General features: G+C 41.3%; 20 protein-coding genes. 14 read left to right on the top strand and 6 right to left on the bottom strand.

Annotated elements, in window-relative coordinates; genetic code table 11:
- The first annotated feature begins 462 nt into the window (after nt 1-462).
- The 3 genes from J2Z37_RS22700 to yunB all read left to right on the top strand — a co-directional run bounded on the left by J2Z37_RS22700 (nt 463) and on the right by yunB (nt 2,588).
- Entirely contained in the window at nt 463-1,257 is a 795-nt protein-coding gene (locus J2Z37_RS22700) for a thymidylate synthase (protein WP_209812615.1), read from the top strand.
- Nucleotides 1,254-1,736, top strand: coding sequence for a dihydrofolate reductase (locus J2Z37_RS22695; RefSeq protein WP_209812614.1), 483 nt, complete (start codon nt 1,254-1,256; stop codon nt 1,734-1,736). Before J2Z37_RS22700 ends, J2Z37_RS22695 begins: the two co-directional genes overlap by 4 nt.
- A 135-nt stretch (nt 1,737-1,871) precedes the next feature.
- A complete protein-coding gene (yunB, locus tag J2Z37_RS22690) occupies nt 1,872-2,588 on the top strand; it encodes a sporulation protein YunB (RefSeq protein ID WP_209812613.1) in 717 nt (238 codons plus the stop codon).
- A 14-nt stretch (nt 2,589-2,602) separates the two neighbouring features.
- Here the strand turns inward: yunB and J2Z37_RS22685 are convergent, their stop codons facing one another.
- Nucleotides 2,603-3,622: a M23 family metallopeptidase gene (locus J2Z37_RS22685; protein WP_425340346.1), complete on the bottom strand. Its 1,020-nt coding sequence runs from the start codon at nt 3,620-3,622 to the stop codon at nt 2,603-2,605.
- A 79-nt stretch (nt 3,623-3,701) separates the two neighbouring features.
- Between J2Z37_RS22685 and larC2 the strand changes: the two genes are divergently transcribed.
- Nucleotides 3,702-4,193, top strand: a complete 492-nt coding sequence (gene larC2, locus J2Z37_RS22680) for a nickel pincer cofactor biosynthesis protein LarC2 (protein WP_209812612.1) — start codon at nt 3,702-3,704, stop codon at nt 4,191-4,193.
- A 42-nt stretch (nt 4,194-4,235) separates the two neighbouring features.
- On the opposite strand, the gene larE is transcribed toward larC2, so the two are convergent.
- On the bottom strand, nt 4,236-5,063 hold the full coding sequence (gene larE, locus J2Z37_RS22675; protein WP_209812611.1) for an ATP-dependent sacrificial sulfur transferase LarE: 828 nt from the start codon (nt 5,061-5,063) through the stop codon (nt 4,236-4,238).
- A 29-nt stretch (nt 5,064-5,092) separates the two neighbouring features.
- Complete coding sequence (locus J2Z37_RS22670; RefSeq protein WP_209812610.1) at nt 5,093-6,292, bottom strand: ornithine cyclodeaminase, nickel-pincer nucleotide-dependent; 1,200 nt, start codon at nt 6,290-6,292, stop codon at nt 5,093-5,095.
- A gap of 151 nt (nt 6,293-6,443) precedes the next feature.
- On the opposite strand from J2Z37_RS22670, the gene lipA reads away from it, so the two are divergent.
- Nucleotides 6,444-7,307 carry a lipoyl synthase gene (gene lipA, locus J2Z37_RS22665; protein WP_209812609.1) on the top strand — a complete coding sequence of 288 codons (864 nt, stop codon included), beginning with the start codon at nt 6,444-6,446 and terminating at the stop codon, nt 7,305-7,307.
- Between the two features lie 200 nt (nt 7,308-7,507).
- On the opposite strand, the gene J2Z37_RS22660 is transcribed toward lipA, so the two are convergent.
- Nucleotides 7,508-8,221 carry a YhcN/YlaJ family sporulation lipoprotein gene (locus tag J2Z37_RS22660; protein WP_209812608.1) on the bottom strand — a complete coding sequence of 238 codons (714 nt, stop codon included), beginning with the start codon at nt 8,219-8,221 and terminating at the stop codon, nt 7,508-7,510.
- A gap of 131 nt (nt 8,222-8,352) precedes the next feature.
- Between J2Z37_RS22660 and J2Z37_RS22655 the strand changes: the two genes are divergently transcribed.
- A complete protein-coding gene (locus J2Z37_RS22655) occupies nt 8,353-8,676 on the top strand; it encodes a YutD family protein (protein ID WP_209812607.1) in 324 nt (107 codons plus the stop codon).
- Nucleotides 8,677-8,695: 19 nt separating this feature from the next.
- On the opposite strand, the gene J2Z37_RS22650 is transcribed toward J2Z37_RS22655, so the two are convergent.
- Nucleotides 8,696-8,965, bottom strand: a complete 270-nt coding sequence (locus J2Z37_RS22650) for a DUF3055 domain-containing protein (protein ID WP_209812606.1) — start codon at nt 8,963-8,965, stop codon at nt 8,696-8,698.
- Between the two features lie 215 nt (nt 8,966-9,180).
- Here J2Z37_RS22650 and J2Z37_RS22645 point away from each other — a divergent pair, with 215 nt between their 5' ends.
- From J2Z37_RS22645 to J2Z37_RS22620, 6 genes are all read left to right on the top strand, one after another.
- Complete coding sequence (locus J2Z37_RS22645; RefSeq protein ID WP_209812605.1) at nt 9,181-9,618, top strand: DUF86 domain-containing protein; 438 nt, start codon at nt 9,181-9,183, stop codon at nt 9,616-9,618.
- Between the two features lie 138 nt (nt 9,619-9,756).
- Complete coding sequence (locus tag J2Z37_RS22640) at nt 9,757-10,392, top strand: helix-turn-helix transcriptional regulator (RefSeq protein ID WP_209812650.1); 636 nt, start codon at nt 9,757-9,759, stop codon at nt 10,390-10,392.
- A 40-nt stretch (nt 10,393-10,432) separates the two neighbouring features.
- Nucleotides 10,433-11,203, top strand: coding sequence for a TIGR01457 family HAD-type hydrolase (locus J2Z37_RS22635; RefSeq protein ID WP_209812604.1), 771 nt, complete (start codon nt 10,433-10,435; stop codon nt 11,201-11,203).
- A 73-nt stretch (nt 11,204-11,276) separates the two neighbouring features.
- Entirely contained in the window at nt 11,277-12,020 is a 744-nt protein-coding gene (locus J2Z37_RS22630) for an HAD family hydrolase (RefSeq protein WP_209812603.1), read from the top strand.
- 152 nt (nt 12,021-12,172) lie between these two features.
- Nucleotides 12,173-12,658 (top strand): NUDIX domain-containing protein, encoded by a 486-nt coding sequence (locus J2Z37_RS22625; RefSeq protein WP_209812602.1) that lies wholly within the window; start codon nt 12,173-12,175, stop codon nt 12,656-12,658.
- 39 nt (nt 12,659-12,697) lie between these two features.
- Entirely contained in the window at nt 12,698-13,747 is a 1,050-nt protein-coding gene (locus J2Z37_RS22620; RefSeq protein WP_209812601.1) for a protein kinase family protein, read from the top strand.
- Nucleotides 13,748-13,791: 44 nt separating this feature from the next.
- On the opposite strand, the gene J2Z37_RS22615 is transcribed toward J2Z37_RS22620, so the two are convergent.
- Nucleotides 13,792-14,028, bottom strand: a complete 237-nt coding sequence (locus J2Z37_RS22615; protein ID WP_209812600.1) for a NifU family protein — start codon at nt 14,026-14,028, stop codon at nt 13,792-13,794.
- A gap of 127 nt (nt 14,029-14,155) precedes the next feature.
- Here J2Z37_RS22615 and J2Z37_RS22610 point away from each other — a divergent pair, with 127 nt between their 5' ends.
- Both J2Z37_RS22610 and J2Z37_RS22605 read left to right on the top strand, forming a co-directional pair.
- A complete protein-coding gene (locus J2Z37_RS22610) occupies nt 14,156-14,482 on the top strand; it encodes a DUF1462 family protein (protein WP_342453870.1) in 327 nt (108 codons plus the stop codon).
- A 12-nt stretch (nt 14,483-14,494) separates the two neighbouring features.
- Nucleotides 14,495-14,764 (top strand): YuzB family protein, encoded by a 270-nt coding sequence (locus J2Z37_RS22605; protein WP_209812599.1) that lies wholly within the window; start codon nt 14,495-14,497, stop codon nt 14,762-14,764.
- Nucleotides 14,765-14,878: the final 114 nt, after the last annotated feature.

Here is a 14,878-nt window from a genome sequence, read left to right as displayed (position 1 = left end):
CCATCGGCATGACAGCATCAGCTTCCTTCTGAACTAGTCGAATTGCGTCTTGTTCGAAAGGGACTGTTGTCCCCTTGGGGAAAACTTCCTCGCTTTTGTAATCGGACTGGAGAGACCTTATTTGGCTAAAAACCTCCTTTTTTTGGCTGAAGTGGACTCAAAAGACCTTATTTACTTTAAATCTTAAGATATTTGATGCTTAACCGCAAAATAAGGGCTTTTGGGTCCGGGTCACCCTCGAATTTTAGCATTTGTTAAGAAATAGGGGTTCTGAGGTCCCCTTTATTTTGTGATCGGACTTAATAATAACGCTTTCCAAAGGAAGAGTACTCCGATTATGACAGGATAGGGGTAAAAAGCGGTAACTTAGTCAGAAATCGACGGGATATGTCCGGAACCCTTTCTATATTCTTTTTTTTTAGGTACAATCAGTTAAAAGTACGAAATTAGGGGCGAAAGTATATGCAGCAATATCTTGATTTATGTCAACATATTTTAGACCATGGAACTTATAAAGCTGATCGTACGGGGACAGGAACAATCAGCGTATTTGGCCATCAGATGAGATTTGATTTAGCTGCCGGTTTTCCTTTGGTGACAACGAAAAAACTTCATCTGAAATCGATTATTCATGAACTGCTTTGGTTTCTAAAAGGTTCGACTAATAACAATGAATTGGAAGATGTTGGAGTAAGGATTTGGCGTGAATGGGCAGGGGAAAACGGAGAACTTGGTCCGATCTACGGTAAACAGTGGAGATCCTGGTCCTGTCCTGACGGAACAACAATTGACCAGATTTCCCAGGTAATCCATGACATTAAGACAAATCCTGATTCCCGCCGTTTGATTGTCAGTGCTTGGAATGTGGCCGATCTCCCGAAAATGGCCCTAGCTCCGTGTCATACTCTTTTCCAATTTTACGTGGCAGATGGAAAGCTTTCTTGTCAGCTCTATCAACGGTCAGCAGATGTATTCCTTGGAGTGCCTTTTAACATTGCCTCCTACGCGTTGCTTACCTTAATGATTGCACAAGTGTGCGACTTGGAACCGGGGGATTTTGTCCATACTTTTGGTGATGTTCATATCTATAAAAATCATGTTGAACAGGTGAAACTTCAGATTTCAAGGGAACCGCGTCCACTGCCAACGATGTTACTGAATAAAGAAGTTAAATCCATCTTTGACTTTACGTTTGATGATTTTACTTTGCTAAATTATGATCCACATCCACACATAAAAGGAGAAGTTTCCGTATGATTGCGATTGTTGTAGCGATGTCAAAAAATCGCGTGATCGGAAAAGATAACGCACTGCCTTGGCATCTTCCAGCCGATTTGGCTTATTTTAAAAAGGTAACAATGGGACATCCCATTCTTATGGGGCGGAAAACCTATGAAGCCATCGGTAGGCCCCTTCCAGGAAGAGAAAACGTAATTATGACAAGAGATCCTAATTACCAGCAGGAAGGCTGTACCATCGTACACTCCAAGGAAGAGGCGCTTACCCGCTTTGCTGAGGAGGATTTGTACGTTATTGGTGGTGCGGAAATCATAAAGGAATTCCTACCGGATGCCGATCGCATCCATTTAACATGGATAGATCATGAATTCGAGGGGGATACCTTCCTTCCGGAGTTAAACTTGGATGAATGGATGGTCGTGTCAGAAACGCCGGGTATAACGGATGAGAAAAATCCATATCCCTACCGATTCTTTGTATTCGAACGGAGGGCATAAGGTAGCCTATAGCGGATCCTCTGTCTGTTTCGAATTAGGTCACATCTAGGTACCCCGCCAAATCCAAAAAACATGTCCGAATTGCTCCTAACCTTCCTCCTCACTGCATATGGATAAGTAGGAGGGGGGAAGAATATGGCCTTTCGGTCCCGGAAACGAGTGAAGCCGCTTAGCTTTAAGACGGCCTTTATTACTTCGCTCGTCATTTTTAGTCTTATATCTATACAAACCTTTTTATATATTGAACAGAAGCTTGAGCCAGCAATGATGCGAATTTCGAAGACAAAAGTAGAGCAGTTGGCTGCAGATGCGATTAATGGTGCGATTAGTAAACATATTGCAGAAGGGATAGACTTTAAGGAGCTCGTGTATTTTCGAGAAGATGGCAATGGGGAAATTAAAGCCATTTTATTTAATTACAATGAACAAACCCGAATAGTGGGGGTTGCCACAAATCGGGTCAGCAATACCTTAAAGGAATTAGAATCCGTACCATTGGAAATTCCCCTTGGGCAAGCGCTGGATAGTAATATCCTTGCTATGATTGGGCCGGATGTTCCGATTACAATGGTCCCGATGGGCTCTGTGCAGGTTAGTCTTATCCCGGAAGTTAAAGAAGCTGGAATTAATATGGTCCATATCAATGTTTACATAGACATTCAGGCTAAGGTACAAGTGGTTATTCCTTTCACCACAGAACCAACTGTTATCCGCTCGAAGATCCCCATCACACAAGGCTTGTTTATGGGAGATGTGCCGAATTTTTATTTTAAAGGCAGTGGCTCACCCGAAAAAGACGGAGCGCCTGTGATGCCTCCTATTCAATTTAATACTGGCCCGTTAAATGAGTAAGAAGAGATGAAGCTTCATCTCTTCTTTTTCTTTCGGTATTCTTCGCGTTCCCACTTCCGGAGATGTGGATAAGGATCAAACGCCCATTCCGTACGCCCATTGTCTTTATACATACCATAGTGAAGATGTGGCGGGAATTTTCCTGAGGTCCCTGGATTTCCATATCCGGAACTGCCAACCCAGCCAATAACATCACCGGGCTTGACCACATCGCCAATTTTCACGCTTTTATTAAAGCCGCCTAAATGTGCGTAATAATGATAAACATTGTTTAAATCCCGTATCCCAACGCGCCATCCGCCGTATCGATTCCACCCCTTAACTTCTACATAACCATAAGCGACACTTCGAACAGGAGTCCCGTAACCCGCGAAAAGATCGCATCCTTCATGAATTCGTCTACCACCCCAGCCGCGTGAGTCCCCCCATGTACTGCGATAGGAATAATTAGCATGTAAGGGGAGAGGGAAGGCATTTCCGCTTAATTTGGTTGTCCCCATTGTTTGGTATATCTGCGCATATTCGGAAATTATTTCAACGGCTTTGTCGCGCTTGTAATATTCCCAAAGTCCAATCCGTATATCATCTTCGGTGTATCCGTAACTAGCTAAAAATACAGCAAAAGAATAGAGGATATCCTCGTTGTTTTGCCGATCAGCAAGCTGATCACCTGACCCATCCTTGCCCATTCCATTGAAAAAACTAATCGAATTGATCCATTGATCTTCCGGGTTCGGGTTAAGAAAACCTGCCCATTTTCCCGAGGGTATATCGATGGAAATCAGTCTTTTGAGTGCTTCTGAATCTTTTTTCTTTATATTTCTTTCATATTGATCTACACCGGCTAAGAAATACCAGGGAATGCCAGTCAGGGTCCCAATGCGTTGATATAATTCGAATTTTTCTTGTTCAGGGTCTGCGGTTTTTGTTTTAGCTTGTGGTTCTTGCGCCATAACTGTGGACGACGGTGAAAATGCCAAACTTAGGATCAGAAGAAAGACAAGAAATCTTGACACATTGATTACCTCCAACATACGGATCTAGATGTAGTTTTCGCTGCATGGAATTTTTCGATACTATGGTAAAATAAGGGGAAAGAAAGGAGGAGGAACATTGGGACAAGATCAGGAACATCAGGATGACTCCATGGTCATGATCGAAACGAATTTGGATGATATGAGCGGGGAATGGATGGGATATGTCATGGACCGTCTATTTGAAACCGGTGCGAAGGATGCGTTCTATACGCCTATTTACATGAAAAAAAACCGCCCCGCGCAAAAATTATCGGTTCTAGCAAAGGAACAAGATTTAGCCACGATCCTGGATCTTCTTTTTAAAGAAACGACCACGCTAGGGGTTCGTTACTATCCCGTGACGTGCCACCGTTTGGAGAGGCAATTTTTAAAAGTTAGGCTTCCGTTAGGAGAAGTATCGGTAAAAGTTGGAAGGCGGGACGGTGTAGTTGTCCAGATTGCCCCGGAATATGAGGAGTGTGCAATGATCGCGAGAAATAGCGGAATTCCTTTGAAACAGGTGTTTAATCAGGTACAGCAAGCTTTTCGGAATCAATATCCCGAATGGGAAGTAAATAAAAAAGCATAATAGCAGGGCAATAAACCCTCTATTATGCTTTCAGCTCACTATCTAGGCTTGCTTTTTTGATGCTAAGACTTCATTCATACTTCCTGTCCGATAGCCCTGTAGGTCAAGAGTAACATAGCTAAAGCCGATTTCTTTCAACTTCGCATCAATGTGTTCATGATGTTTTAAGATTTTTGGAAATTCCTCAGGCATTACTTCAATACGAGCAATTTTTTCGTGATATCGTACGCGAACTTGATACAACCCAAGGGTGTTTAAAAATTCTTCAGCAAGATCTAATTTATCGATTTTATCCTGAGTGATTCGTGTGCCATAAGGAATCCGTGACGATAAGCAGGCAAAGGAAGGTTTATTCCATGTTCTTAATCCTATTTCTTTGGAAAGGAAGCGAATCTCTTCTTTAAAAAATCCTGCTTCTTGTAGAGGACTGCGAACACCTTTTTCCTTCGCAGCTTTCATCCCAGGGCGGTAGTCACCCATGTCATCCATGTTGGCGCCATTCAGAATATAATCATACCCTTTTTCCAGGGCCATGGGGATTAAGTGAACATATAATCCGGTTTTACAATGATAACACCGATCCGGGTTATTTGCGACGAAACTTTCATTGGCAAACTCAGTGATCTGTGTCTGGATGAGCGGCAGATTCCATTCCTTGGCTAATTCTACCCCTGCATTAAATTCTCTGGTAGGAAAGGTTTCCGAAGCAGCGATCACACATAATGCTTTATCTCCCAATTCTTGATAGGCGCGCACAGCCAAAAACGCACTGTCTACTCCACCTGAGAAAGCGATTAATGTTTTATCCATACTGCGAAGAATTTCCCCTAGTAATTCGTCTTTACTTCTTACCAATTTTTCGTCAATCATTTTCTTTTCTCCCCTCTGAAAAAGCGTATTTATTGTAATTTTTGATCAAGCATGCTTAAGAATAGACCAACATCAGTGACAAGCCCCTGAGTTTGCGCAGAGCCCCGGTCAACAAGTTTAGCGACAACGGCAGGATTAATATCAACACATACCGTTTTCACCCAGCTGGGAAGCATATTTCCCGTTCCAATGGCATGGAGCATAGTTGATAACATAATCACCAGATCTGCATCGGCAACGGCTTCTGCGTATTTTTCCTGGGCAACTATCAAATCCATAATGGTATCCGGTAGAGGGCCATCATCACGGATCGATCCTGCTAGAACAAACGAAACATCATTCTTCACACATTCATACATAATCCCGGAGGTTAAGGTTCCATCCTCTACAGCTTGTCGAATGCTCCCTGAACGATTGATAGTATTGATCGCGCGCATATGGTTCTTATGGCCACCTTGAATCGCTGTACCGGTTTCCAAGTCAATCCCAAGCGATGTGCCGTATAAACTACGTTCAGTATCGTGTACTGCTAAAGCGTTTCCAGAAAGCAGGCAATGGACAAAGCCGCCACGAATCATATTACATAACGAATCAATTCCCCCTGTATGTATCACAACAGGTCCTGCAACAACGACAATTTTACCCTTTTTAGCCTTAATTTCTTTCATCTCTTCGGCAAGACGCTGAACACCAATTTGCACCCTTCGTTCTGAACTTACATCATTCACCATAAAGGCAAAATCATTGGACTCAGGTGTTTGAGGTGCTTCTATTCGAATGCCTGCATGCCCGCAAACAATGGCATCCCCTTTTTTAATATCGCGCAACTTTACGCAATGGAATTCTTCGCCCCGTTTGATAATACAAGCATCCATTCGTTGATGCTGTACACGTATCCATTTCCCTTGTGAATAAATAAAAGTTGGGTGATTGGTTGTCGAATAAAAATCATCGGGAACCGTTTTGTTTTTATCGGAATATTTAATCGTTGCCTCTTCATTCATTTTAGGGATGGTACAGCCAAGATTCAATAACTCATTATAAATCCATTCATCTTTTCCTTCTGGAACATCGATGGAAATCTTCGCCGTTGATTCATCATCGACGCGATCCCCGACAATGAGTTCCAAAACCTTATATTTCCCGTGGTATTGTTCAACAGAAGTATCAATTTTTTTAAGGATATCATCACGGATGATGTGTCCTTTAATCTCAAGTATTCGTTCCATGGAGAATGGCTCCCTCCTGCTTTTATCCTACCTAATGTATAGTATAAAGTTAAATGTTAAAATCTCCAAGCACCGAAAGTCTTTGCTTTGTTGCAATTTATTTTTTTTGCCTCTAAAATGAGGTAAAGGGTTCCATAAGGGAGTGAACGGAATGCACCAACGGAAGCCAGAATGGCTAAAAATAAAACTGACGACCGACGAAAACTTTAAAGACATAAAAAAAATGATGCGGGGTAAGACTTTACATACAGTTTGTGAAGAGGCGAAATGTCCAAATATCTTTGAATGTTGGTCTAATCGGACGGCCACCTTTATGATAAACGGAAGTATTTGTACGAGAGGCTGCCGTTTTTGTGCAGTGACAACCGGCCTTCCCACTGAACTAGATTTGCAGGAAGCAGAAAAAGTTGCGGAAACCGCTGAACAAATGGGTTTAAAGCACGCTGTAGTTACGGCGGTAGCGAGAGATGATTTAAAAGATGGAGGTGCCTCCGTCTTTGCTGAGACCATTCGGGCGATTCGCAACCGGACGCCTTTATGCAGTGTAGAGGTGCTTATTCCCGATTTTCAGGGAAATTGGGGCGCCTTGAAGGTTGTCTTAGATGCCAACCCCAATATTTTAAACCATAATATCGAAACTGTGGAGCGATTATCTGATCGTGTTCGTTCTAAGGCCAAATATCCACGGTCTTTGGAATTGCTAAAGGTTTCCAAGCAAATGGCTCCTAAGATCCCTACGAAATCAAGCATTATGATTGGAGTAGGGGAAACGTACGATGAAATCCTTCAAACGATGCAGGATTTACGCAACGTGGATGTAAACATCCTGACCATTGGACAATACCTACAACCAACGAAAAAACATCTAAAGGTTGAGAAATTCTGGCACCCCGATGAGTTTGCCAAGTTGAAAGAAGAGGGTGTGAGAATGGGATTTGACCATGTAGAATCGGGCCCACTTGTGCGTAGCTCTTACCATGCCCATGAGCAAGGGCAGGCAGCTGGTCGGATTTAACGGAAAACTGTCCGTTATTCAAGAAACAGGATAAAGAAAGGTGGAATAGCGGAAAAAAATTCCGTTAATCCACCTTTTTATGCTTAAAAGAAACTACAAAAAGCGAAAAGGTTTTCCGTTATTACTTCCTAAATTCGTCGGACAACAAAAATAGCGGAAGACTTTTCTGCTATTTTCACGAGTGCCCCCAATTGTCGGTGCTACCGGTGCATTCCGTTTGTATTCGGAAACACGCGATCCATCTGGTAATTCGTTTTGTTTTGGCCATTGTCTTTGACATTTGTCCCGGTCATGTCCACCGAATTTTTCTTTAAGATATTCTCCAATTTTCGGTGGTCGATCTTTGTTTTGGTGTTGGCCACTAAACTCTGTACTTCGTCAATCGTTTTCTGATCGCCGGAAACATAGACTTTGTAATAACGTGGGCTCATACTCCAAGCGGCCAATTTCACCTTATTGATGGTACTGTTATTTTTGACACCTGGTACACCGACAAATAATTCTTCATCTGTTGCCAAAACAGATGACTTTTCAACACCTGGCATTGAGGTAACTACTGTCCCGACAGCGCGGGCCAAAACATTTCGATCAAGATAGAATGTATTCGCCTGCTGCAAATGCATGTCTCTCTTATTGTATGTCGCATATCCAAAGTCACGGGTATTAGGAGCGCCATGCGAAAGGGTGCCATAATTTCCATCTCTAATGACGGAATTTTGCACATAGTTTCTTGGATTGGCCTGGTTTTGATCATTCAGGTTGGCGTTAGCCCAGTAATCATTGGTATTTTGAACAGTGGTTGTGCCATATTGATTCGTGTTTCTATTTTGGGCATTGTCATTCATTGCTGGAGTACATCCAACAAGTCCAACAGAAAGCGCTGAGACTGCAAGCAAGGATTTCCACTTTTTCATCTTGATTACACACCTCCCTGTGAGTAGCTTTTCCTGAATGGTTCCTGATCTTTCACGAAACACCGTGTGGATTTCAGGGAAATGTGGTAATATATATTCTTAGAAATCTAAGGGATAACGGGGGAAGGAATATGTTCCGTGTTCAAGGACAGACCTTTGAGCTGCTGGAAAATTATCGGAATGGCTGGAATGCTGAGGCGTTCAAAAATCGGTACAGCGAAGTTTTAAATAAATTTGACTATATTGTTGGCGACTGGGGATACGGACAGCTTCGATTGAAAGGTTTTTTTGATGACCATTTTCGCAAAGCTACATTTGATAATCGCATTAGTTTTCTCGATGAGTATATTGAAGAATACTGCAATTTTGGGTGTTCCTATTTTGTGCTGAAAAAAGTGAAGGACAAGGTAGCGAAGGAAGGAAAAGGTGATGAGGAATTGGAAGAAGACGAATAAAAAAAGCCCCAAAAGGGACTTAAGCAATTGTATTAAAGAAATGCTTTAATTCTTCGGCTTCTTTCTCTGAAACACCAAAGGCATATTCTAGATAGCCTTCTTCGTTAAGGTCATCTTCTCCAATGATGGCTGCACGGTTGTTTTGAAGATTAATGACAAGCTTTTTTCCGTAAAAGCGATCGGTTATTGTTATCGCCAAGTCATAGCGGCCTTCATCTCCTGAGAAGCTGACAAAGCGCGTCTTAGTGTCTTCGGTATCATCGTATAAATAAAAAAATTCGGCTTCCAAGGTTTCCCTCCTCGTTAATATTGCTTACATTATTTTAGCATAACCAAACGCAAGTGCAATCGTCTTGCCGAATAATTCGTTGCTCTAAAGAAGGTGAAAGAAGTGGATGAAAATACGGGACATGTTCTTGTCATTTTAATGGCCTTGGTCTTTACTTTTGGAATTACAGTACTTTACGCTAAAATAAAGAAAAACAAAAAGTAGGTTGATTTATAATGTATAATGTGGATACAAATCAGATTAATCATCTTTTAGACTTTATAGACAGTGAATTGATCGTTGGCGTTGAAAAAATCTTGTTGATTCCAAGGGAAGAGTGCTTAAACGACCCGATCGATCGTTTTGCCTTGGAGCGAATCTCCCAGCTTTTTATTGAAGCAATGACAGATATCGGAAACCTTTTGATCGATGGCTTTATTATGCGCGACCCAGGAAGCTATGAAGATATTGTGGATATTATGGCGGACGAAAAAGTTTATAGTCCTGAACAAGCGGAAATCTTTAAACGTTTTGTGTTGTTTCGTAAATCCCTTGTTGGTCAATATACTGACAACATAAGTGAGAGCTTGTATGATGTATATCAACAATACGATCAAACCTTCCGCCAGTATACAACAATCATCCGGAGCTATCTGGAAAAAGAGCTATGGTAACCATCAAACTTTGATGGTTATATTTTTTCCCTATTTACGTGTTTTTCGTATTTTTTATATAATATTGTTTAGAAATTTACTTATCTGTTTAAATCGGGTACAATAGAAGAAGAAGGGCGGTGAGTTCTCTTGGCAAATATGCGAAATTCATCCACTCGCAATGAAATTTTGCAAATGTTGAAAAAACACGGATCTCTTACTGTCAGTGAAATGGCCGCTGAACTGAAGATTACAGAAATGGCTGTGCGGCGTCATTTAAATACATTAGAGCGCGATCGTTTAATTGAATCACATTTAGTCCGCCAATCTATGGGACGTCCTACAAATGTTTATTCCCTTACCGAAGAATCGGAGCATTTATTTCCCAAGCATTATTCTGACTTTGCTTTAGACTTTTTGCAGGATATTGAGGAAAATGAAGGGAATGATAAGGTTTCTTCCTTGTTTCGCAGAAGAGAAGAACGAATGCTCAAACTGTATAAACAGGAAATGAAGGGGGAAACGTTAGAGCAAAAGGTTGAACAACTGGCCGTTTTGCAAAATCAGCGTGGTTATATGGTGGAATTTGAAAGGGATCCGGAAACAGGCGATTTCGTTTTTAAAGAAATGAATTGTCCTATTTCTCAGGTTGCCAAGGAATATACCCATGCCTGTGATTGTGAACTGTCCCTTTTCAAACGGGTCTTGGATGTAGAGATTGAACAGAGGGAATGCATCTCAAAAGGTGAAGATAAATGTGTTTATATTATTAAAAATCAAGAAGATCAAAAGTAGAGCAACCCCATCCGGTTGCTTATTTGTTTGGAGGAAATTGATGAAATCGTATAAGGCTTACCTGATTGATCTAGATGGAACCATGTACAGGGGAAACCAAGTGATTAAAGAGGCACCTGCATTTATTCAATCACTTCGAGAAAGGAATCTTCCCTTTTTATTTCTAACCAATAATTCTTCTTTAACTCCGGAACAAATTGCAGAGAAATTAAATGGAATGGGAGTTTCCTGTGAGCCAGCTGAAGTTTATACAACAAGTCTAGCCGCGGCGGAGTATATAAGGCGTGTAAAACCTGAAGCAAGGAGAGTTTTTACAATTGGAGAAACAGGGTTAATCCAAGCACTTCAAGATAACCAGTTAACTGTAACTGAAGAAGAACCTGAGATTGTTGTCGTTGGGATTGATAGGAAGATTAGTTATGAAAAATTGGCGTGTGCCTCTTTAGCTGCTCAAAAGGGTGCACTGTTCCTTTCCACCAATCCTGACCGGGCAATTCCTACGGAAAGAGGACTAGTGCCAGGAAACGGAGCGATCACGATGGCGATTTCCTATGCCAGTGGGGTGGAGCCGCAATTTGTCGGGAAACCGGAACCATTGATTGTCGAGTTGGCCTTGCAAAAACTAGGCTGTTCTGCTGAAGAAGTCTTGCTCGTCGGCGATAATTTACATACCGATATTGCAGCTGGTGTGAGGGCGAATGTTGATACACTATTGGTTTATACGGGAATTACAACCAAGGAAGATTTGACGGGGAGTAAAATTCTTCCTACCTATGAGGCTAACCATCTGCAGGAGTGGAAATTTGCCTAGGTGTCATAGACCTTTTTATTAATGGCATAATAAAAAATACATGAAATCAAGCCATTTTAAAAGGGAGAAGAAAATGCAAAAGCAATTTATTCTTTTTAACTTGGACGACACACTTATTCATTGCAATAAATATTTTTCTCAAGTCATAAACCAATTTACAAACCAAATGGGAAAATGGTTTCCCGATGTTCCACTTGAAGAGTTTCGCAAGAAACAGTTGGAAATTGATTTGGCTGCTATTGATCGACATGGATTATCCTCTGAGCGCTTTCCAGAATCATTTGTTCATACTTATTTACACTTTGTAAACGAGACAGGAAAGAAAAAGCATGAAGAAGAAATAGAGGGTTTAAGAATGTTAGGCAAAAGCGTTTTTGAAATGGAGGTAGAAGCGTTACCCTGCATGCATGAAACGCTTGAGCAGCTAAAAAATGAAGGCCATGAGCTGTATATTCATACCGGTGGGGATGAAGAAAATCAACGCAGAAAGATTATTCAATTGGAACTAGCCGAGTATTTTGAAAATCGGGTTTTCGTCTCCAATCATAAAGATGATGAAGCCTTACAGAAAATCTTAAAGAAAATGAAATTTGACCGGGATCGTACATGGATGATCGGGAATTCATTAAGAACGGATATTGTGCCAGGCTTGATACATGGGATAAATGTGATCTACATTCCTGCACAGGTGGAATGGGAATATAATAAGATCGATTTTAGTAAAATGGATATACAACCAAAAGGGGCATTTTTAAAATTAGAATCTTTATGCCACGTTCCAGAGGCAATCCAAAAGGAGATATATCAAGTTACTTAACTGGTTCCCGAGAAGCATCATTCTGCTTCTCTTTTTTCTTTTGAAGGATGTTTTAAATTCTTAATCGTGTTAAAATAAAAAGGTTTTGAAAGGCTATACGGAAAAGCAAGGTAAGGTGATCCGATAGCTTGAGAAAAGGGGATGTTAAGAGTATGTTAAATAGTTCCTTTTCAAATAGCAGGGGGCAAGATATCTTTCTCACCTTTGATTCACACTCATTTTCTGAAGATCCTAGGCATGTCCTCGTCGTACCTATTTACCAGGGGAAATTACTTTTGACACGCCATCAAACTAGAGGGTGGGAGCTGCCAGGAGGAAAAGTTGAAGCGGGTGAAACGATCTATCAGGCTGCTATTCGTGAGGTCTGGGAGGAAACAGGGGCAAAAATAGCCGAGCTGGAACATGTTGGTGAGTATCGGGTAAGAGCGAAAAGTCAAGAACAGTTCTGTAAAGCGATTATGTTTGCCAAGGTGCTACGCCTGGACAAACGCCCTGAGGGGTTTGAAACAACAGACAGCAGTCTCTTTACAATACCTATCAATCCCATGCAGCCAGGGTTTAGTCCAATCATGCAGGATCAGGTTTTTATAGAAATCCAGAAAATCCTAAAGGGAACCCAATCCATTCATCGCACATAGGATGAAGTAAGTATTTCTATGGGCGGGAGTTGACTACACGTGAACGGGTGGATTCAAGAATTTCAGCGGCAATATCAGGTGGTGGTATATCGCTACGAAGAAAGGCCAAAAGGATTTTGGTTAGAAACCAGTAAAGGAACCTATTTTTTATACCCCGTTCCCTTAGCTTTTAGGGGTAAAGATAACTATGTAGCAAGTATGTATGAGCAGATGAATTCCCGTCTTTTGCTACCCATCCCTGTGGATCAAGAGGGTAGAATCATTGCACAGCTAGGTGAGCAAGGTGGTCTTGTGACCTATTGGCCTTACACAGAAGATGAGCGAATAGATTACGCCTTACTGGGCCATTCGTTAGCGTCTTTTCATTTAACCTCAGCAAAGCGGATCAAACGTTTTGACAATAAATATAGAGGTTGGAATACTTGGCCGAGAGATTGGAAAAAGAGGGTGAGTCTTCTTCCCAATTTTGAAAGAGTGGCCGCAAATCGTGCAGAAAGAAACGAAGCTGACGATTTTGATCAATTCTTTCTAGAAAACTTTAAGTACTTATATCATAGCGGGTTGTCAGCCTTGGCTTACTTGCAGGATTCTAATTATCCTCTCGTATGTAAAGAGACGAAAAAATATGGCAGGTTGACTTACGTTCATTTTGGCCCCGATCAATTTGTAAGTGTTCAGGGCAGGTTCTACTTTGCAGATATGCTCTCTTGGATAGATGACATGCGAGTAAGGGATATCGGGCAATGGATAAAAGCTGATGTCCGGGAAAACGGTTGGGACCCAAGACGAGTTTACCCGTTTTTATCAGCTTACCATCAACGCTCCCCACTGCTCCCGGAGGAATTTGCTATTATGTATGCCATGTTCTTACTACCTGGTCGAATGATAAAAAAATATGAAGCATTATATTATCAACCATCCTCAATTATAGGCGACAATCCCGAGGTTGAACTGTTCCGAGAGGAAACAGAAATTTTGACGCCGTATAGCGCTTATAGGGAATTGAAAAGAAACGATGTTTTACTGAGGGAGTTTCCAGGTTTTGTGGAAGATGCTTTCGGGGTTGTGATTCCAACTGTTACTTTTTAGGAATAAAAAAGATCCCTAATAATAGGGATCTTTTTTGGAGAAAATTAGAATACTTGCTGGACTTCAGTGATTTCTGGAATTTCTTCCATGAGTGCTCGTTCAATACCAGCTTTTAGTGTAATCGTGGAACTTGGGCAACTTCCACAGGCTCCCATTAAGCGAAGTTTTACCACTCCGTCTTCAACATCAACGAGTTCACAATCTCCTCCATCACGTTGTAAAAACGGACGAAGTTTATTTAGAACGTCCTCAACTTCTTCAAAAAGGTTCTCATTTTCCATCGCTTTTGCACCCCTTTCATACTTCTATTATAATATCCTTTTAGGAATAATTCCATGAGCAAGACACATTGTAATGCCGATTCCACAAATAAACATGGTAAAATATATAATGAACACCTGTAATGGAGTGAATGAAATCATGGTTACAATAAAAGTGTACGGTACAGACGATCTTTGTGCCAGTTGCATAAATGCCCCATCCTCTATAGAAACAGCAAGCTGGCTTGATGCCGCCTTGCGTCGGGTATATAATGGTGGCAACTTTGAGGTTGTTTATATCGATATAAAAGAACCTCAAACGAAAGAGGACAAGTTATTTTCCATGAGGGTGATAGAGGAAGATCTTTGGTATCCCGTCGTAGTCATTAATGACTTAATTATTACAGAAGGAAATCCTAATTTAAAGGACATATATCGAAAGCTGGATGAATTAGGCCTTTCTCGAATCGAGTAGGTGACCCAACAAATGAGTGTAATGGTAGAATTTTGCGAAAGCAACCTTTCAGCGGGTACAGAGGAAGTAAGACTTCGCTTGCTGGAAAACCCTGAAATCGATGTGGAAGTCATGGAATATGGCTGTTTAAGCCATTGTGAACTTTGTTTGCTTCACCCTTATGCCCTTGTGGGTGGGGAAGTGGTTGTTGGGGAAAATCCTGATGACCTATACGAAAAGATTCTCGAGGCTGTGAAGAAAAAGGAAGAAGAAGACGAAATGTGGAAAAAGCTTGGCTTCTGAATAAAAGGCTATCCCAAAAAATAAAATGTACCCTTTGTAAAGGACGCTATAAAAAAGTCTAGGCAGCTCTAAGAAGATGATCTCTGAATTGAACAGGGGTCATCTTTTTTAAAC

The organism is Ammoniphilus resinae, from assembly GCF_017873965.1.
In the GTDB taxonomy this organism is placed as follows: domain Bacteria; phylum Bacillota; class Bacilli; order Aneurinibacillales; family RAOX-1; genus Ammoniphilus_A; species Ammoniphilus_A resinae.
Note: the sequence above shows the minus strand (reverse complement) of the source record. Positions and strands in the feature narration are given on the sequence as shown.